This window comes from Streptomyces sp. NBC_00154 (assembly GCF_026342835.1).
Taxonomy (GTDB): Bacteria; Actinomycetota; Actinomycetes; order Streptomycetales; family Streptomycetaceae; genus Streptomyces.
On record NZ_JAPEMI010000001.1, the window covers coordinates 3,561,803 to 3,580,103 of the forward strand.

17 protein-coding genes are annotated in these 18,301 nt (G+C 70.2%); 7 read left to right on the forward strand and 10 right to left on the reverse strand.

What is annotated here, in order from left to right; translation table 11 throughout:
* Nucleotides 1–281: 281 nt before the first annotated feature.
* Entirely contained in the window at nt 282–995 is a 714-nt protein-coding gene (locus OHA03_RS16050; protein WP_267004526.1) for a M23 family metallopeptidase, read from the forward strand.
* Between the two features lie 36 nt (nt 996–1,031).
* Here the strand turns inward: OHA03_RS16050 and OHA03_RS16055 are convergent, their stop codons facing one another.
* Entirely contained in the window at nt 1,032–1,616 is a 585-nt protein-coding gene (locus OHA03_RS16055; protein WP_267004527.1) for a TetR/AcrR family transcriptional regulator, read from the reverse strand.
* Between the two features lie 122 nt (nt 1,617–1,738).
* Here OHA03_RS16055 and OHA03_RS16060 point away from each other — a divergent pair, with 122 nt between their 5' ends.
* Nucleotides 1,739–3,376, forward strand: coding sequence for an MDR family MFS transporter (locus OHA03_RS16060; RefSeq protein WP_267004528.1), 1,638 nt, complete (start codon nt 1,739–1,741; stop codon nt 3,374–3,376).
* Between the two features lie 102 nt (nt 3,377–3,478).
* Here the strand turns inward: OHA03_RS16060 and cseC are convergent, their stop codons facing one another.
* The 6 genes from cseC to OHA03_RS16090 all read right to left on the reverse strand — a co-directional run bounded on the left by cseC (nt 3,479) and on the right by OHA03_RS16090 (nt 8,553).
* Entirely contained in the window at nt 3,479–4,882 is a 1,404-nt protein-coding gene (gene cseC, locus OHA03_RS16065; RefSeq protein WP_267004529.1) for a two-component system sensor histidine kinase CseC, read from the reverse strand.
* Nucleotides 4,879–5,583: a two-component system response regulator CseB gene (cseB, locus tag OHA03_RS16070; RefSeq protein WP_267004530.1), complete on the reverse strand. Its 705-nt coding sequence runs from the start codon at nt 5,581–5,583 to the stop codon at nt 4,879–4,881. The genes cseC and cseB overlap by 4 nt, the downstream gene beginning before the upstream one ends.
* A 79-nt stretch (nt 5,584–5,662) precedes the next feature.
* A complete protein-coding gene (locus OHA03_RS16075; protein WP_267004531.1) occupies nt 5,663–6,274 on the reverse strand; it encodes a hypothetical protein in 612 nt (203 codons plus the stop codon).
* Between the two features lie 68 nt (nt 6,275–6,342).
* The gene (locus tag OHA03_RS16080) at nt 6,343–6,993 is read right to left on the reverse strand and encodes a SigE family RNA polymerase sigma factor (protein ID WP_267004532.1); all 651 of its coding nucleotides are present in this window, start codon (nt 6,991–6,993) and stop codon (nt 6,343–6,345) included.
* A gap of 175 nt (nt 6,994–7,168) precedes the next feature.
* Nucleotides 7,169–8,071, reverse strand: coding sequence for an A/G-specific adenine glycosylase (locus OHA03_RS16085; RefSeq protein ID WP_267004533.1), 903 nt, complete (start codon nt 8,069–8,071; stop codon nt 7,169–7,171).
* A gap of 125 nt (nt 8,072–8,196) precedes the next feature.
* Nucleotides 8,197–8,553, reverse strand: coding sequence for a hypothetical protein (locus tag OHA03_RS16090; protein WP_267004534.1), 357 nt, complete (start codon nt 8,551–8,553; stop codon nt 8,197–8,199).
* 370 nt (nt 8,554–8,923) lie between these two features.
* Between OHA03_RS16090 and OHA03_RS16095 the strand changes: the two genes are divergently transcribed.
* Complete coding sequence (locus OHA03_RS16095) at nt 8,924–9,727, forward strand: hypothetical protein (RefSeq protein WP_267004535.1); 804 nt, start codon at nt 8,924–8,926, stop codon at nt 9,725–9,727.
* 154 nt (nt 9,728–9,881) lie between these two features.
* On the opposite strand, the gene disA is transcribed toward OHA03_RS16095, so the two are convergent.
* Together disA and radA are read right to left on the reverse strand one after the other, a co-directional pair.
* Entirely contained in the window at nt 9,882–11,006 is a 1,125-nt protein-coding gene (gene disA / locus OHA03_RS16100; RefSeq protein WP_267004536.1) for a DNA integrity scanning diadenylate cyclase DisA, read from the reverse strand.
* 80 nt (nt 11,007–11,086) lie between these two features.
* Entirely contained in the window at nt 11,087–12,499 is a 1,413-nt protein-coding gene (radA, locus tag OHA03_RS16105; protein WP_267004537.1) for a DNA repair protein RadA, read from the reverse strand.
* A 239-nt stretch (nt 12,500–12,738) separates the two neighbouring features.
* On the opposite strand from radA, the gene OHA03_RS16110 reads away from it, so the two are divergent.
* The gene (locus tag OHA03_RS16110; protein WP_267004538.1) at nt 12,739–14,523 is read left to right on the forward strand and encodes a hypothetical protein; all 1,785 of its coding nucleotides are present in this window, start codon (nt 12,739–12,741) and stop codon (nt 14,521–14,523) included.
* A 31-nt stretch (nt 14,524–14,554) separates the two neighbouring features.
* Here OHA03_RS16110 and OHA03_RS16115 read toward each other — a convergent pair whose 3' ends face one another.
* Nucleotides 14,555–15,424: a hypothetical protein gene (locus OHA03_RS16115; RefSeq protein WP_267004539.1), complete on the reverse strand. Its 870-nt coding sequence runs from the start codon at nt 15,422–15,424 to the stop codon at nt 14,555–14,557.
* Nucleotides 15,425–15,464: 40 nt separating this feature from the next.
* On the opposite strand from OHA03_RS16115, the gene OHA03_RS16120 reads away from it, so the two are divergent.
* From OHA03_RS16120 to OHA03_RS16130, 3 genes are all read left to right on the forward strand, one after another.
* Nucleotides 15,465–16,412, forward strand: coding sequence for a Ppx/GppA phosphatase family protein (locus tag OHA03_RS16120; protein WP_267004540.1), 948 nt, complete (start codon nt 15,465–15,467; stop codon nt 16,410–16,412).
* A gap of 299 nt (nt 16,413–16,711) precedes the next feature.
* The gene (locus OHA03_RS16125) at nt 16,712–17,539 is read left to right on the forward strand and encodes a sugar phosphate isomerase/epimerase (protein ID WP_267004541.1); all 828 of its coding nucleotides are present in this window, start codon (nt 16,712–16,714) and stop codon (nt 17,537–17,539) included.
* Nucleotides 17,536–18,177 carry a TetR family transcriptional regulator gene (locus OHA03_RS16130; protein ID WP_267004542.1) on the forward strand — a complete coding sequence of 214 codons (642 nt, stop codon included), beginning with the start codon at nt 17,536–17,538 and terminating at the stop codon, nt 18,175–18,177. Before OHA03_RS16125 ends, OHA03_RS16130 begins: the two co-directional genes overlap by 4 nt.
* Nucleotides 18,178–18,301: the final 124 nt, after the last annotated feature.

Sequence of the window (18,301 nt, forward strand, 5' to 3'; positions counted from 1 at the left end):
GGGGGCGACCGGGACCTTCGGGGCGGCAGTGAGGGATGCCTGGAACGCTAGGTAATGTCCGTTTAGGTCGGTTTGGACTGGGGTTAAACCTGCCCAGCCGAAGAGATCCGGCGGGGTGCGGTGCGGGCGGCGCGGGGTCTGCGGGAGTGGGTTCCCGTGGCGTCGGCTACGGCTTTTGTTCGTAGATGGGGTGTTTGGGCATTGACGGGAGTCCGGGTTACCAAGGGATGGCCAGCCCGGCGGACAAGCCGGGACGACTCACCTCCGGAGGATCTCCGCATATGTCGAAGCGCGCTACGTTCCAGCACTCCCGCCGCCCGTCCGTGTCCCGTGTTCGTGGCGCCGTGGTGGCAGCCGGCCTGGGGACGACGATGGTTCTCGGTGCGGGCGCTGCGTTCGCGGCCGGTGCGGCGGCGAGTGCCCCCGACACGGCGAGCCTGGTCAGTACCGCCGCGGCCGAGTCGGTCGCCAAGCAGGCGACCGTGCAGGGCAAGGCGGCCCAGGTCGCCAAGCAGGCGGTGGCCAAGAAGGCTGCCGAGGCGAAGAAGGCCGCGAAGAAGGCCGCGAACCTGGCGACCTCCTGGGAGGCGCCGGTCAGCCACTACCAGCTGAGCGCCAGCTTCGGCAACGACGGCTCGCGCTGGGCCCACAAGCACTCCGGCCAGGACTTCGCCGTGCCGATCGGCACCAGGGTCGAGGCCGCGCACAGCGGTGTTGTCGTGAAGGCCGGCCCGAACGGCGGCGGCGACGGCCCCGCATACGGCAACGCCATCGTGATCAAGCACAGCAACGGCATGTACTCGCAGTACGCCCACCTGTCGCAGATCGACGTGCGCATAGGCCAGGCCGTGCAGACCGGAGAGAAGATCGCACTCTCGGGCAACACCGGTAACTCCAGCGGCCCGCACCTGCACTTCGAGATCCGGACCACCGCGAACTACGGTTCCGCGGTCAACCCGGTCATGTTCCTGCAGAAGGAGGGCGTCACGGTCTGACCCGACCGGACGAACCCGCCACGGCCCGGGATCCCGCTACTTCGCGGGGCCCGGGCTGTGGGCTTGGGTGACCAGATCGACGGCGACTTCGAGGATGGCCTTGCGCTTGTCCTCGATGTCGCCGTCGACGTCTTTGAGGACGAACATCCCGGCGTGCATCGAGAAGAGCGCGCTGACACAGCGGACCTGGTCGGCGAGTGGGGCGTCGGGGTCCTTGAGCAGGTCGAGCAGCTCCAGGAACCGGCTCTTCGAGGTCTGTCCGATGCTGAGGTCGCGCATGGCCGCCTGGTTCTCCTGCATGAAGCGGAACAGCGGGGCGGCGCCGATCAGAGCGTCGCTGTAACGGATCAGGAGCTCCTTCTTCGTCTCCAGGGTGCGCGGCTGCTCCTTGCCCCAGGCGATCAGCTTCTCGACGGGCCGGTTGAGGTCGTCGAAGATGCTGACGAGGATGTCTTCCTTCGTCTTGAAGTGGTAGTACAGCGCCGCCTTGGTGACGTCCAGCTTCTCGGAGATCTCGCGCAGTGAGGTCTTCTCGTAACCCTGCTCGGCGAAGAGCTCCAGGGCGACGTCCTGGATGCGCTGGCGCGTGTTGCCCCGGCGTGGCTGCGGCGTGCTGCCCATGGTGCTCTCCCAAAAACTTACTTGACGCCCGGCTAGTTACGGGTTCTACTGTCCCCAGTGTAGTCAACTAGCCGGGCGGCAAGTAAGTGACCGGTGTACAGGGGATCAGGGAGTTGGGGATCATGGCGGACCTGAAGAAGGCGGCAGACGGGAAGGCGGGCGGGAGAGCAGCCGACAAGGCTGCCGACGAGCCGGCCGTCGCGCCCGGGCCGCGGCAGCGCAGCGTCCGGGTGGTGATGCTCGCCCTGATGATCACGATGCTGCTGGCCATGCTCGACAACCTGATCGTCGGCACCGCCATGCCGACCATCGTCGGTGACCTCGGCGGCCTGGAGCATCTGTCCTGGGTCGTCACCGCGTACACCCTGGCCACCGCCGCCTCCACCCCCATCTGGGGCAAGCTCGGCGACATGTACGGACGCAAGGCCATCTTCCTCACGTCCATCGTGCTCTTCCTGATCGGCTCCGTACTGAGTGGCATGGCCCAGGACATGGGCCAGCTGATCGGTTTCCGGGCGATCCAGGGACTCGGCGCGGGCGGCCTGATGGTCGGCGTCATGGCGATCATCGGTGACTTGGTGCCGCCCCGTGAGCGCGGCAAGTACCAGGGCCTGATGGCCGGTGTCATGGCGATCGCCATGATCGGCGGACCGCTGGTCGGCGGCACCATCACCGACCACCTCGGCTGGCGCTGGAGCTTCTACATCAACCTGCCGCTGGGTGCGGTCGCCCTCGCCATGGTCACCGCCGTGCTGCACCTGCCGAACAAGGAGCGCACCAAGGCGAAGGTCGACTACCTCGGTGCCGGGCTGCTGACTCTCGGCATCACCGCGATCGTGCTGGTCACCACCTGGGGCGGTTCGGAGTACGCCTGGGACTCCGCCGTGATCATGGAGCTCGCCGCGATCGGTGTCGTCTCCCTCGTCGGCTTCCTCTTCGTCGAGACGAAGGCTGCAGAACCGATCATTCCGCTCCACATCTTCCGTAACCGCAACTTCACGCTGATGTCCCTCGTCGGCTTCATGTCCGGCTTCGTGATGTTCGGCGCGGTGCTCTTCCTGCCGCTGTTCCAGCAGTCCGTCCAGGGCGCGTCCGCGACCAACTCCGGGCTCCTGCTGCTGCCGATGCTGCTGTCGATGATGATCGTCTCGCTGATCGCCGGACGGGTCACCACCAGCACCGGAAAGTACAAGATCTTCCCCATCATCGGCTCCGTGCTGATGGTGGCCGGTCTGTTTCTGCTCTCGCAGATGGACACCGACACCACACGCTTCACCTCCGGCGTCTACATGGCGGTGCTCGGCGCGGGCATGGGCTTCCTGATGCAGATCACGATGCTCGTCGCGCAGAACAGTGTCGAGCTGAAGGACATGGGCGTCGCCTCCTCCGCGACCACCCTGTTCCGTACGCTCGGCAGCTCCTTCGGTGTCGCGATCATGGGGGCGCTGTTCACCGGACGGGTGCAGGACGAGATGGCGGCCCGCGGCGGCGGAGCGGCCACCGCTACGTCCGCGCAGCTGGATGCGGCGAGCCTGGCGAAGTTGCCGGACCCGGTGCGTGAGGCGTACCAGTTCGCAGTCTCGTCCGGGACGCACATCGCCTTCATGGTCGGCGCTTCGGTCGGCGTGATCGCGCTGTTGGCGGCGGTGTTCGTCAAGGAGGTGCCGCTGCGCGGAGCCGGCCCGGAGGCCAAGGCGGAGGCCGACGGGGAAGCCCCCGTGGACGCCGTTGCCGACGCCAAGCAGGGCCAGACCGTCTGATCCGGCCGACCCGGCAACAACGCCAAGGCCCCTGGGGTGCGCGGTTCGCGCACCCCAGGGGCCTTGCCCGTCTTCTGGCTCAGCTCAGGCGCTCAGCCCACCTCAGCCGCCGAACTGTGTGCCGTCCGGCGCCGCGTTCGCCCCCCGACTGTCTGTGCCGCCCGGTTCGGCCTTGGCTGCCCTGCGCTGTTCGGCGAGCTGAAGGACGGGGAAGCTGCCCGTGTTCGTCGGGGCGTGCTCCGGCAGCCACAGCACGGCGATCGCCCCGCCGGCCCCCTCCGCCGCGCCCTGCGGCGCCGCGTTCCGGAAGGTCAGCCGGGCGCCAAGGACCCGGGCCTGACCGGCGGCGATGGTCAGTCCCAGACCGTGCCCGTGTCCGGAGCGGTCGCTGCTTCCGGTACGGAACCTGCTCGGGCCCTCACGCAGCAGCGCCTCCGGGAAACCGGGCCCGTGATCGCGGACGCGCACCACCCGACCCTCGACCGTGACCTCCACCGGAGTGGAACCGTGCTTGGCCGCGTTGCCCAGCAGATTGCCGAGAATGCGCTCCAGCCTGCGCGGATCGGTGTTGACCCACGACTCGTGCACCACCTGGACCCGCACGTCCGGGTCCAGCAGAGCGACCCGTCGGCTGACGAACTCGCCGAGCGCGATCTCCTGCAGCTCGGCCCGCTCCGACGCACTGTCCAGCCTGGCCACCTCCAGCACGTCCTCGACGAGCGTGCGCATCGCCTGTGCCCGGTCCCGTACGAGCTCGGTGGGGCGGCCCGGCGGGAGCAGCTCGGCCGCCGTCAGCAGCCCGGTCACGGGGGTGCGCAGCTCGTGCGCGATGTCCGCGGTGACCCGGCGCTCCGCCTCGATCCGTTCGTTCAGCGCGTCCGTGAGGGCGTCCACCGCACGGGCCAGGTCGTCGGTCTCGTCCCGGATGACGCCGCCGATGGCGTCCCTGACCCGCACCTCCGTATTGCCCTGCGCGACCTTCCCGGCCGCGGCTGCCGCCTTGCGCAGCCGGCGCGACAGCTGGCCGCCGATCAGCACACCGAGCGCGCAGCCCCCGAAGACCACCGAGACGGAGCCGATGATCAGCGCGCGGTCGAGATCGCCCATGATCGTGGCGCTGCGGTTGGCGAAGCGGGTGTGCAGCGACAGCACGTCACCGTTGGCCAGCGGCACGGCCGCCCACACATCGGGCACCCCGTTCGCGTACTCGTCGACATGCGTGGCGCGCCGGTTCCTACGGGTCTCCGCGCGCAGGCTCTGCGGCATCGTCGGGTCGTTGAGCTTGGCGCCGAACTTGGGGTCGGCCTTCTTCGTCTTCGTCGCCTCGTACAGCAACTGCGCGTACGTCAGCCGCTCCAGCTGGACCTCACGGGCGTTCTCCAGCATCGAGACGCGGGCGGCGTTGTGGACGACGAGGCTCAGCGCGACCGCGATCAACGCGCCGACCGCCGCGATCGCGATGCTGATCTTCCAGCGGACCCCTGTCCGCAGAGCCGGCCGCATCATGCCTTGAGCTTGTAGCCGAAGCCGCGGACCGTCTCGATCCTGTCCTGTCCGATCTTGGTGCGAAGCCGCTGCACATGGACGTCCACGACCCGGGTGTCGCCGCCCCAGCCGTAGTCCCAGACCCGTTCGAGCAGCTTGTCGCGGGAGAGGACCGTGCCGGGCGCGGACGAGAACTCCAGCAGCAGCCGCATCTCGGTCGGGGTGAGCGCCACCTGCTCGCCGCCCTTGCGCACCTCCATGCCTTCGGTGTCGACCTCCAGATCACCGAAGACCAGCACCCCGCCGACGGGCTGCGACTCCGTCTCCGTACCGCCCGGCTGTCCGCCCGACGCATGACCGAAGCGGCGCAGCACGGCGCGGATCCTGGCGACCAGCACGGCGCCGTCGAAGGGCTTGGTGACGTAGTCGTCGGCGCCGGCCTCCAGGCCGAGCACCACGTCGATCGAGTCGGCGCGGGCCGACAGCATGATCACCGGGACCGTCGACTCGTCCCGGATGCGCCGGCACAGACTGACCCCGTCCAGACCCGGCACCATCACGTCGAGCAGGGCGATGTCCGGCCGGTCGGCCCGGAACGCCTCCAGGCCGGAGAGGCCGTCGGGCATCGCGGTGACCACGAATCCGTCCCGCTCCAGCGCCAGCTGGGTGGCCTCGCGAATGACATCGTCGTCCTCGACGAACAGGACGTGGGTCTCGGCCATCGACTGCTCTCAGCTCTCGCTTCTCGGGTTGGCGGCTCTTCGCCGGCTGGTTCGCGCCGGTCTCGGTCGTTCGGCGGTCTCAGTTCGTCGTCGGCTCGGCGGGCTCCGGGAACTCCGCTTCCCCGTTGCCGACAGCTCTGTTGAAGTCGTTGTGCACCCGGTCGTGCTCGTTGAACCGGTTGCCGGCCCACCGGTACGTGACCACTTCGTCGCCGGACGGGTATGCGACCGCGTCCTTCTTCTCGTACACCTGCGTCGTCACCACCAGGTCACCCCGATCGATGGTGCCGTAGACCGCGGGCTGCTCGGTGGTGAAGACGTTCTGGTACGTGCCGTTGCTCCGCGCCCTGTACACATAGGTGCCGACCCCTACCGAGTCGCCGCAGGTCATCACATTCACCACGACGTCCGCCGACGAGCCGCCGGTCAGCGTGCCGTATGAGGCGTCGACCGGGTACTCGTCCCCCGTGCAGGGCTTCAGGTCCGTCCTGACCCGCTCGCTCACCTTGGGGTCCTGCTTGACCAGCTGGACGGCATCGACCCTCCGGACGGACTTCCCCGTGGGCGGTGTGGTGGCCGACGGTGTGACCTGGGCGACCGGCTGCGTGCCGGCCGGTCCCTCGTCGCGGGTGCCCGTGCCACCGGTGGAGCAGCTGACCGTGAGCAGCCCGAAGGCGGCGAGCCCGGCCATTGCCGTGCTGCCCGCCGCCCACCCGGTGAGACCGCCTCCGCCTCTGCCGGTCGCCCTGCTTCTGCCTGTCAGGCCGCGCACCGCTCCCGCCCCCGTTCCTCATGCCGCCGGTCCGCCTGCCCGCGAAGCTGCGCCGGTACCCGTGCACGCCCCGGAGCACCGGCGGCCGGAGCCCGGTTGCCCGCCGTGCTGCCCTGGGCCTCACGGATCGTGGCTTCCCTGCTCATCGCCTCGCGGCTCTCCAGCTCCTGGCGCAGTCGCGCCAGCGCCCGGTGCAGCGTGCTCTTCACCGTACCGGCCGACATTCCGAGCGCCGCGGCCGTCTCCTCCGTGCTCATCTGCTCCCAGTGTCGCAGCACCACAACGCTGCGCTGCTTGGGAGCCAGCACGCTCAGGACGTCCATCAGCAGAGCACGGTCGGCACGCTGCTCGGTGCCGTCCTCGACGCTGGCGTCGGGCAGCTGCTCGGTGGGAACCTCCTCCAGCTTGCGGGCCCGCCACCACTCCGTACGCGTGTTGATCATGACGCGACGCAGGTAGGCGTCGGCGAGGGACTTGTCGGCGATGCCGTCCCAGCGGCCGTACGTACGGGCCAGGGCGGTCTGCAGCAGGTCCTGCGCGTCCACCGGGTCGGGGACCAGGCGGCGCGCACTGCGCAGCAGGGCCTCCTGCCGGGTGCGTACGTACTCTTCGAATTCGAGCACCTCGCCATGCGCCATTCCAACCGCCTCCGTCCCCGTAGATCCCCGTCTGACCTCTGCCAGCCACAGGTCGCGTGAGCTGACGGTCGGAGACGTTACGGAGCGGTTGTCACGGCGCTGTGCGGAGCAGCCATACGCAGACGCACGGCTGTCCATCGGTTGTGTAACAGCGGGCTGGGAGCCCTCTTGCCTCCTAGCCCAGCGGCAGCTGGTACTGACCGCCCGGAAGTGGTTCGACCAGGCCGTCGGCCACCAGGCCGTCCAGCGCCCGGGCCCGTTGTGCCGGCTCCTCCCATACGGCGTCGAGCGCCGACTGCGGAACCGGGGCCACCGCCTCGCGCAGCACGGCGAGCAGCCGGCCGCGCACCTGCCGGTCGGTACCGGCATAGGCCTGACCGCGGCGCGGGGGCCCCTGATGTTCCGGCTTCCCGGCCAGCCGCCAGGCGCACTGGGTGGCGATCGGGCATCGCGTGCAGTCCTCGTTCTTGGCGGTGCAGACCAGCGCTCCGAGCTCCATCGTCGCGGCCGCCCAGCGGGCCGCCCGTTCGTCCTCGTCGGGCAGGAGCGCGCGGGCGAGCTTCCGCTCGGCGGCGGTGGTCGCATTCGGCGGGTACTGAATGCCGGTCGCGGCCCGGGCGAACACCCGGCGGACGTTCGTGTCGAGTACGGCATGCCGCTGTCCGTACGCGAACGAGGCCACGGCCGCCGCCGTGTACTCACCGATCCCGGGCAGCGCGAGCAGCTGACTGTGCTCACTCGGTACGTCGCCGCCGTGTCGTTCAGTTATTGCCTGCGCGGCTCCGTGCAGGCGCAGCGCTCGCCGCGGGTAGCCGAGCCGGCCCCAGGCGCGGACCGCTTCACCGGGCGGCTCGGCGGCCAGATCGGCGGGGCGCGGCCAGCGGGCCAGCCACTGTTCGTACACCGGGAGGACCCGGCTGACGGGGGTCTGCTGCAGCATGAACTCGCTCACCATCACACCCCAGGCGCCCGCTTCGGGGCGGCGCCAGGGCAGATCGCGGGCGTGCTGGTCGAACCACCCGATGACGGGAGCGTGGAGGGATGTGGGGGGCGTCTGTGTCGCAGTCATGGCAGTCATCGCAAGCCGATCCTGGCATGGAAGGGCAGACAACGGTCATGGCAACGGGGGTGTCGCCCGTCATGGGGGCCCATGGAGTGATAATGCCACCCGTCTGTCCCCACAGTGAGCCTCAGCCGGCGTCTTCATCCGGGCTCGATGCGGGCTCGGCCATCCGCTCCAGGGCCCGGTATCCGGACCGCGAGGGGCACCCGGCCGTTCCTTGCCGTCGGGGTGAGCGACCGCGCGGGGCGGGACAGCGGGACGATCACCGACGCCGCGACCGATCCCCCCGCGAGCAGGGCCACCGCCACGTCGTGCGGGAGGCGGACCCCGACAAAAGCCCGCGGGAACGCCATCAGCAGCGCCGACGGCACCGTGCACCAGGCCGGGCGCGGCCGGGCGAACGCGAGAGCGACGGCGGTCGGGTCGGCTGTCGCAGTGTGGTTGCCGGGAACCGACCAGTGGCCCGTCGGCGGGCACGGCACCGGTGAGGCCGCCACGGCAACGACCGACCGGTATGGACGCTCCTAGTCCAGGACCGACTTGAGAAGCTCACCGGCGACGTGGGCGACGGCTGTCGGGAGTGGCGCGAGCAGAGACAGGGACAGGGCTCCCGCATTCGCGCCGGGCGCACGTGCCGTGTGCGAAATCGGTGATGTCGCTGTGCGGGAAAGAGAAGGGAGTTGAACTCTTCTTGTGACAGACCGTAGGCAACGAGGCGGGGTTGTAACGGTGCGCGATCGTCAGGGGGTACGCCTGACGAAAGTCGGGGTCGGAACAGGCCACTGCATGATGATGATCCGCAAAACTTGGGGATCCGAGCGGCGGGTGGGGCGGGAGTTGGCGCGGATCTCTCGTACAGTTTGGGCCGTGGGATCTCTGCGCAATCCGATCGGGCCGCTTCCCTCCAGCATCTATTGGCGACGGAGGGCCGTAGCGGCGACGCTGATTGTGCTGCTCGCGCTCCTGATCGCATGGGTCGTCACTTCCGGTGGCGGCAAGGGGAACATGGACGACTCCCGGCCCAACGGGTCCGGCCCCGCACACTCGATCACTCCGGGACCCGCCAGTTCCGGCCCGGCCATAAGTCAACAACCGGGCGGGCGCGACGATTCGGACGACTCCGGTGGGGGCGGCGACAGCGGCACGGACGCGGGTTCCGACGGCACCGCCGACGGTGGTTCCGGCACCGATGCCGGATCCGGATCGGGTTCCGGCAGCGCATCCGGTGGCGGAAGCGAGGGTCAGCAGGTTCCGGCCGGCTCCTCGATCCCCGACTGCACATCCTCCGTACTGCAGTTGACCCTGCGCACCAAGCTCAACTACAGCCCCGGCGAGAACCCGAAGTTCGAACTGGTCGCCAAGAACACCTCGTCCACCGCCTGCAAGGCCGACTTCGGGCCGAAGAGTGCGGTGGTGACCATCACCGAAGCCGGTGGCGACGATGACGAGGTGTGGTCCTCCAAGGACTGCCCGCGCGATGCGGGCAGTGTGCTGCTGGAGGTTCCGGCGGGCGCGACCATCGTTCACACCGTGGAGTGGGACCGGAAGAAGAGCGTCCCGCAGTGCGCGACGCCGCCCGCGGGGGCTGCGGGGGCCGGTACGTATCTCGTCGAGGCGAAGGCTCCCGGCGAGCCGGTGCAGCGCGCCTCGTTCGTCCTCGCGAAGGACTGAGCGGGGCCCGCGCGAGCGGTTCCGGACCGGTGCGCGACCACTGTCGGGTTCACGGGCACTGCCGCGATCGCGATCGCGGTCCGAAACGTACTTCGGGGCCCGGTCCACCGACCGGGCCCCGAGACATGTACTGCTCCGCGCAAGCTGCCTACCGCTACACGTATCGCTCAAGAATCGACGACTCGGCCAGTCGCGACAGCCCCTCGCGCACGCTCCGCGCCCGCGCCTCGCCGACTCCGTCCACCGTCTGAAGGTCGTCGACGCTCGCCGCGAGCAGCTTCTGCAGTCCGCCGAAGTACTCCACCAGCCGGTCGATGATCGCCCCGGGGAGCCGCGGCACCTTCGCCAGCAACCGGAAACCGCGGGGCGAGACCGCCGAGTCGAGGGTCTCGGGTGAGCCGCTGTACCCCAGGGCCCGTGCCACCAGCGGGAGTTCGAGCAGCTCGGTGTGGGAGAGCCCGTCCAGCTCGGTCAGCGCCTCCGCGACCGTACGCGACCGCTTGGCGGTCGGCTCCGGCACGTAGTCACGCACGACCAGCTCTCGCTCCGGCTCGACTCCCGCGATCAACTCGTCGAGCTGGAGGGAGAGAAGCCGGCCGTCGGTGCCCAGTTCCACCACATATTCGGCGATTTCGGTCGCGATCCGGCGGACCATCTCCAGACGTTGTGCGACAGCCGTCACGTCCCGCACCGTCACCAGGTCCTCGATCTCCAGCGCGGAGAGCGTGCCCGCGACCTCGTCGAGGCGGAGCTTGTATCGCTCCAGGGTGGCGAGGGCCTGGTTGGCACGGGAGAGGATCGCGGCGGACTCCTCCAGGACCCGGCGCTCCCCGTCCACGTACAGCGCGATCAGACGCATCGACTGCGAGACCGAGACGACCGGGAAGTTGCACTGCCTGGAGACCCGGTCAGCCGTGCGGTGGCGGGTTCCGGTCTCCTCGGTGGGGATGGAGGCGTCCGGGACCAGCTGCACGCCGGCCCGCAGGATCTTCGTCATGTCCTTGTCGAGGATCAGTGCCCCGTCGAGCTTGGCCAGCTCGCGCAGCCGGGTCGCGGTGAACTCCACGTCCAGCACGAAGCCGCCGGTGCACATCGACTCGACGGTCTTGTCCATGCCGAGCACGATCAGCCCGCCGGTGTTGCCACGGAGGATGCGCTCCAGGCCGTCCCGCAGGGCCATTCCGGGCGCGACGGCGCTCAATGAGGCGCGCATCAGCGCCTCATTACCGGTGCCTTGGCCGGACTTTCCGGGCGATGCTGCCCGGTCGCTGGCTGCCACTGCACTCCTCCGGTCACAGGTTTGCGGTGCCCTTATGTCCCTCATACCGTTCGTACGGACGGGCGAGACCAGGGCAAAGTCTACCGGCGTGCGTCGGCCTCCCGTGGGGCCTCTGTACGAGACCGGCGCGGGAGCACTCTGAGCGCGTCGCCCATGTTGGCGACTTCCGTGACCTTCATACCGGATGGAACCCTCCCCGGGTCGGTCGGGACCAGCGCGTGGGTGAAGCCCAGACGGTGTGCTTCGGCCAGTCTCCGCTGCACCCCCGTGACCCTTCTGACCTCGCCCGCGAGGCCCACCTCGCCGATCGCCACCAGGTTCTTGGGCAGCGGTGTGTCGCTTGCCGCGCTGGCCAGCGCAAGCGCGATCGCAAGGTCCGCGGCGGGTTCGGAAAGCTTCACGCCGCCGACCGTGGCGCTGTAGATGTCCCGCTTGCCGAGTGCGCTGATCCGGCCGCGCTGCTCCAGAACCGCCAGCATCATCGAGACCCGGGACGTCTCCAGACCGGAGGTGGTGCGCCGCGGTGAGGGGATCTGCGAATCGACCGTCAGCGCCTGCACTTCGGCGACGAGCGGGCGCCGCCCCTCCAGCGTGACCGTCAGACAGGTGCCCGGCACGGGCTCGTCGCGCCGGGTGAGGAAGAGGCCGGACGGGTCGGCGAGGCCCGTGATGCCCTCGTCGTGCAGTTCGAAACAGCCGACCTCGTCGGTCGCCCCGTACCGGTTCTTCACGCCCCGGACCAGCCGGAGGCGCGCATGCCGGTCACCCTCGAAGGACAGCACCACATCGACGAGGTGCTCCAGCAGCCGTGGTCCGGCGATCGCGCCGTCCTTGGTGACATGACCGACCAGCAGCGTGGACATGCCGCGCTCCTTGGAGGCGCGGATGAGCGCACCGGCCACCTCCCGGACCTGCGCCATCCCGCCGGGTGCGCCCTCGATCTCGGGCGAGGCGACGGTCTGCACGGAGTCGAGGACGAGCAGGGACGGCTTGACCGCGTCCAGATGGCCGAGGACCGCGGAGAGGTCGGTCTCGGCGGCGAGGTAGAGGTGGTCGTTGATCGCCCGGATCCGGTCGGCGCGCAGCCGCACCTGGCTCGCGGACTCCTCGGCGGTGACATAGAGGGTGCGGTGCTCGTCGCTGGCGGACTTGGCGGCCACATCCAGCAGCAGCGTCGACTTGCCGACGCCCGGCTCGCCCGCGACCAGCACCACGGCGCCGGGGACCAGCCCGCCGCCGAGCACCCGGTCCAGCTCGTCGACCCCGGTCGGCCGGGCGGTGGCCTGCCGGCTGTCGACCTGGCCGATGGGGAGTGCGGCCGAGCTGACGCGGCCGGCCGCCGTCGTCCGCACGGCAGGGGCGCCGCCGAACTCCTCGACCGTCCCCCACGCCTGGCATTCGGGGCATCGGCCGAGCCACTTGGCGGTCGTCCAGCCGCACTCGGTGCAGCGGTAGGACGGCCGGTCCTTCGCGGATTTTGTACGGGCAGCCATGGCGCCACCGTATAGGTGAGCACTGACAGCGCCGCCCGGCGCGGGTACGCGGGAGCTCGTGGTGGTGTCTGTGGTGTGTGTGGGCGAAGCGCGGGGGAGTGCGGGGAGAGGGGCGACCGGTCACGAAGTCCGACGGAATTGACGATTCCTGTCCCCTTTCAAGGGATACGTTCACCCGTAAGGGTTAAATGTGCGAAAGGTGGGCCAAGGCCACGCTCTGCCTTGCTTACGGTCGCAAGGTGACGAGCAGCAGGCTGGAGACACCCAGGCACACCACCGGCGCACACCGGGCGCAGCGCCGTGCGCCCCAGGCGTCGCCGAAGCGAACGCCTGCCCGTTGCGACGCGTATCTCGACGGCCTGTTCACCTACTGCCTCTCCGTGCTCTGCGATCACGACGGAGCCATCGAGGCGCTGGGCGCCGTACTCGCCATTGCGGAACGGCAGGACGGGCGGTGCCCCAGGGGGGAGGAGGAACGTAAAACCTGGTTGTACGCGCTGGCCAGGTGGACGTGCCTGCGCAAGCTCACGGAGCAGAAGAACCACAAGCAGAATCGGGGCCGGCAGGCGCACCGCCACCATGTGGCCGGGCCCCCGGGCGGTACGACCGCGGCCGCCCGGGGGGCGCGCTCACAAACCTGTCTGCCCCCCGACGCCACCGCCCTCGCCACTGACGCTACGGACGCCTCCGAGACCGCCGCGGCAGCTGAAGCGCACCGCCGCGAACTCGCGCAGCTCGCCTGGCCCGAGGCCGCCGGCACCACGCCCGAACAGCGCGAGGCGCTCGAACTGGCCGTACGCCACCGCCTCACCCCGCGCGCCGTCGCCTCCGTCCTCGGCCTCGACCCCGCGACCGCCCGTGAGCTCCTGGCCGCCGCCGCCTGCGAAGTGGAACGCACCCGGGCAGCCCTCGCCGTCATCGAGACCGGCAACTGTCCCACCGTCGCCCGGCTCTTCGGCGACCGTCGCGTCCTGTTCTCCGCCGCCCTGCGCAGCGAACTCGTCCGCCACGTCGACGACTGCCCCCGCTGTCGTCACGCCGCCGAGCGGGCGGGCGCCGAAGGCCCCTGGCCGGGCGCGTCGGTCAGCCCGGGTGCCGTACTTCCGGTCGTCGAGGCCCCGCGGCCCTCCGCGTACGTGGCGATGGTGCATGCCCAGAGGAATCGGTCCGCCACTCCGCGCTTCGACCGGACGGGCTTCCCGATGGACCCGAAGGACCACGCCGCGCGGCGGGACCGGCTGCGGGCGAGAGTCGTGACGACGACGTTGGTGGCGACGGTCGTCGCCGCCCCCGTGATCGCACTGTGGTCCGCCTACCGGGGCGCGCCGCTGACCGGCGAGGGGCACGACGGCTCCTCGGTCACCGCGACCGAGACGGACGGCCGGAGCGAGTTCGACGGCGACCCGTACGACCGCTACCAGAACGCCGGCAATGCCAGCCCCGATCCCGGCTCCCGTTTCAAGGACGGCAGTGGTACGCCGGATGTCTCCGCCGAAGTCATCAGCTCCGGGACGGGGCAACACGGCCCCGGCCGGTTCGCCGTCACGGCCCGCTCGTCCGGCGGCACCACGCTGATCACACTGACCGCCTCAGGCGGTGCACCCGTGGCCTGGTCGGCACGGACGGATGCGCCCTGGCTCCGTCTCAGCAGGCACTCAGGAACCCTCGCAGCGGGGCAGAGCGTCACGATCCGCGCCTACGTGGACCATGCGCGGGAACCGGCCGGGGCCTGGAGTGCGAGCATCCACCTCGCCCCGTCGAGCTCGACAGTGCTGGTCCGCGGGCACAGAGCGACGCCGGCACCGTCCGGCGGCCCGACCGCGCCGTCCCACCCGAGCCATCCGTCCGTCCCACCATCGGCCTCGCCCGAGCCGACGGGTCCGACCCACCCGACACACCCCACACCGTCACCGACGGACCCGGCACCGTCCCCGGACCCGTCGAATCCGTCCACCCCCTCCGACCCGTCCCCCGACCCCTCCGATCCGGGGACAAGCCCGAGCGACCCGGCGTCGACGGGCTGAAGGACGGCTTCAGCCCGTCGCCCCGGCCGCGTCAGGAGCCCGCAGGCCCGGATGGCTGCACCGGAGGATCCGCAGGATGCGGGGCCATGGGCAGCAGCGAGGACAGCCGCTCCTCGCACAGCTCGACCAGCCGCTCGTACGCCTCCTTGCCCATGAGCTCGGTGAGCTCGGGCCGGTACGACACATAGACCGGCTCCCCGGCACCGTGCGCCGACGTCGCCGACGTGCACCACCAGTGCAGATCGTGACCGCCCGGACCCCAGCCCCGCCGGTCGTACTCACCGATCGAGACCTGGAGCACGCGCGTGTCGTCGGGCCGGTCGATCCAGTCGTACGTACGCCGGATCGGCAGCTGCCAGCACACGTCCGGCTTGGTCTCCAGGGGCTCCTTGCCCTCCCGGAGCGCCAGGATGTGCAGCGAACAGCCGGCTCCCGCCGCGAACCCGGGCCGGTTCTGGAAGATGCAGGACCCCTTCCAGCGGCGCGTCTGGCGCTCCCCGTCGTCGTCGACCTCGACCCAGCCCGTCTCCGTACCGACGTCATGGAACTGCCACAGCTCCGGGGTCAGCCGGGAGACATGGTCCGCCACCCGCTTCTCGTCGTCCTCGTCCGAGAAGTGCGCGCCCAGCGTGCAGCACCCGTCGTCCGCACGGCCCGCCTGAATGCCCTGACAGCCACTGCCGAAGATGCAGGTCCACCTGGAGGTGAGCCAGGTCAGGTCGCAGCGGAAGATCTGTTCGTCGTCCGCGGGGTCGGGGAACTCGACCCAGGCACGTGCGAAGTCGATCCCCTTCTCGTCTTCGGACCGGTCCGGCCCGTTCACTTCCGGCTGCTGCATCTCCTGCTTCGTTTTCTGCTTCTTGGTGACTTTGCCCGGCTTCGCCTTTTTCGTCTTTGGCACGGGCCAAGAGTAAGTCCGCGGGAGCAGTAGCGTGCCGGGTATGAGACTCGGAGTCCTCGACGTGGGGTCGAACACGGTTCATCTGCTGGTGGTGGACGCGCACCCCGGCGCCCGCCCGCTGCCCGCGCATTCGCACAAGGCGGAGCTGCGCCTCGCCGAACTGCTGGACGCGGACGGGGCGATCGGACCCGCCGGCGTGGACCGGCTTGTCATGACGATCACCGATGCGCTGCAGGCCGCCGAGGACAAGGGCTGCGAGGACGTGCTGCCGTTCGCCACGTCCGCGGTACGCGAAGCGAGCAACGCCGACCAGGTGCTGGCCCGGGTACGGGAAGAGACCGGTGTCGACCTCGCAGTCCTCACCGGCGAGGAGGAGGCACGGCTCACCTTCCTCGCCGCCCGCCGCTGGTTCGGCTGGTCGGCCGGGAGGCTGCTGGTCCTGGACATCGGTGGCGGCTCGCTGGAGATCGGTTTCGGCATCGACGAGGAGCCCGACACCGCGGTGTCGCTGCCGCTCGGGGCCGGACGCCTCACCTCCGGCTGGCTGCCGGGCGATCCGCCGGACCCGGCGGAGGTGAAGGCGCTGCGCCGCCATGTGCGGGCCCAGATCGCCCGTACGGTCGGCGAATTCAGCCGCTTCGGCCGTCCTGACCATGTCGTGGCGACCTCCAAGACGTTCAAGCAGCTCGCCAGGATCGCGGGCGCCGCACGCTCCGCGGATGGCCTGTACGTACAGCGCACCCTGACCCGCAAGGCGCTGGAGGAGTGGGTGCCGAAGCTGGCGGCGATGACCGCCGACCAGCGCGGGCGTCTGCCCGGGGTCTCCGAGGGGCGGGCCGCGCAGCTGCTGGCCGGGGCGCTGGTCGCCGAGGGGACGATGGACCTCTTCGGGGTGGAGGAGTTGGAGATCTGCCCGTGGGCGCTGCGCGAGGGAGTGATCCTGCGCCGCCTGGACCACCTCCCGACGGCGTCCGCCGCCCTGAACTGACCCACGCCACCCACCCCTCACCCCCAGCCCCCTCCCCGCAGACCGGACGACGCGGAGGAGCCGTCAGGAAGCCGTCCGGAAGCCCAGCCGGAAGCGGTCCGGAGCCGCGGAAGCCATCCGCAGCCAACCGGAAACAGGCCGGCGCCGACCGAAACCGTCCGGCGCCGACCGAAAGCCGCCCGTAACCGACCGAAGCCCGGCCGAGGGCCGATCGGAAGCACGTGGAGCCGACCATGGCCCTGCTCACTTTCCGCCTCGGCCCCTCGGTGGCGCGCACAGCCGCCCCGTACCCTGTCTCCGTGGCAGAACCAGTGGTGCGCATCCCGGATGCGAAGGTCGCCCTGTCGACGGCTTCCGTCTATCCGGAGTCGACGGCGACGGCCTTCGAGATCGCCGCGCGTCTGGGCTACGACGGTGTCGAGATCATGGTCTGGACCGACCCCGTCAGCCAGGACATCGAGGCGCTGCGACGGCTCTCGGACTATCACCAGGTGCCGATCCTCGCCGTTCACGCGCCCTGTCTGCTGATCACGCAGCGGGTCTGGTCCACCGATCCATGGGTGAAGCTCCAGCGGGCCCGGGCGGCCGCGGAGAAGCTCGGAGCGTCGACGGTCGTCGTCCATCCGCCGTTCCGCTGGCAGCGGCAGTACGCCCGCGATTTCGTCACCGGTATCTGGCGCATGGCGGACGAGACGGACGTGCGGTTCGCCGTCGAGAACATGTACCCGTGGCGGTACCGGGATCGCGAGATGCTTGCGTACGCCCCCGACTGGGACGTCACCAACGACGACTACCGTCACTTCACCGTCGACCTCTCGCACACCGCGACCGCCCGCACCGACGGCATGGCCATGGTCGAGCGGATGGGTGACCGGCTCGCCCACGTCCACCTGGCCGACGGCAAGGGCTCCAACAAGGACGAGCACCTGGTGCCCGGCCGCGGCGACCAGCCCTGTGCCGAACTGCTGGAACGGCTGGCCCGTACCGGCTTCGACGGCCATGTGGTCATCGAGGTCAATACCCGCCGTGCCATGTCCGCCGCCGAACGTGAGGCCGACCTGGCGGAGGCGCTGGCCTTCACCCGGCTCCACCTGGCGTCCGCGACGGCGCGGGTGCCGCGCCCATGACCACCGACGGGGGCAGTGGCCCTCACGACCCCGCCGAACGCCCCAAACGCCGCGGCCGCCCCGCCCGTACGGCCGGGACCACCGGCCCCGGCGCCCGCGAACGCATCCTGGAGGCGGCCCGTACCGAGTTCGCCGAGCGCGGCTACGACAAGACGTCGATCAGGGGAATCGCCAAGAAGGCCGGGGTCGACGCCGCGCTCGTGCACCACTACTTCGGTACGAAGGACGAGGTCTTCGCAGCGGCGATCGAGGTCTCCTTCGAACCCGCGCTGGTGATCCCGGCCATCCTGAGCGGCGGCACGAACGGCCTGGGGGAACGGCTGGCCCGCTATTTCATCGGCGTGTGGGAGAACCCGGCGTCCAGAGCGCCCTTGCTGGCGATCATGCGGTCGGCGCTGACACACGAGGCGGCGGCCAAGGTGCTGCGCGGCTTTGTGCTGCGACGACTGCTGGAACGGATCGCGGAATCACTGGACGTACCGGACGCGACGTTCCGCGCGGAGCTGGCCGCCTCGCACATGATCGGGATCGCGATGCTGCGGTACGTGATCAAGGCGGAGCCGCTGGCCTCGGCGGAGCCGGAGAAGATCGTCGCGATGGTCGCGCCGACGCTGCAGCGCTATCTGACGCAGGCCTGACCGATCTTCCGGGCATCATCGCCCAGCCCGTCCGGCACTCAGGCACGGGAGCAGGGCGCCCCGCTCGCACAGCGAGCACGCCGTCCCGCATTCCGGACAGAATGTCCAGATCTTGGAGCGAGGC

Bases quoted from the DNA above. Each gene is read 5' to 3' on its own strand.
- OHA03_RS16050 (WP_267004526.1), top strand. From the start codon at position 282: ATGTCGAAGCGCGCTACGTTCCAGCACTCCCGCCGCCCGTCCGTGTCC.
- OHA03_RS16055 (WP_267004527.1), bottom strand. From the start codon at position 1,616: ATGGGCAGCACGCCGCAGCCACGCCGGGGCAACACGCGCCAGCGCATC.
- OHA03_RS16060 (WP_267004528.1), top strand. From the start codon at position 1,739: ATGGCGGACCTGAAGAAGGCGGCAGACGGGAAGGCGGGCGGGAGAGCA.
- cseC (WP_267004529.1), bottom strand. From the start codon at position 4,882: ATGATGCGGCCGGCTCTGCGGACAGGGGTCCGCTGGAAGATCAGCATC.
- cseB (WP_267004530.1), bottom strand. From the start codon at position 5,583: ATGGCCGAGACCCACGTCCTGTTCGTCGAGGACGACGATGTCATTCGC.
- OHA03_RS16075 (WP_267004531.1), bottom strand. From the start codon at position 6,274: ATGGCCGGGCTCGCCGCCTTCGGGCTGCTCACGGTCAGCTGCTCCACC.
- OHA03_RS16080 (WP_267004532.1), bottom strand. From the start codon at position 6,993: ATGGCGCATGGCGAGGTGCTCGAATTCGAAGAGTACGTACGCACCCGG.
- OHA03_RS16085 (WP_267004533.1), bottom strand. From the start codon at position 8,071: ATGACTGCCATGACTGCGACACAGACGCCCCCCACATCCCTCCACGCT.
- radA (WP_267004537.1), bottom strand. From the start codon at position 12,499: ATGGCTGCCCGTACAAAATCCGCGAAGGACCGGCCGTCCTACCGCTGC.
- OHA03_RS16120 (WP_267004540.1), top strand. From the start codon at position 15,465: ATGAGACTCGGAGTCCTCGACGTGGGGTCGAACACGGTTCATCTGCTG.
- OHA03_RS16130 (WP_267004542.1), top strand. From the start codon at position 17,536: ATGACCACCGACGGGGGCAGTGGCCCTCACGACCCCGCCGAACGCCCC.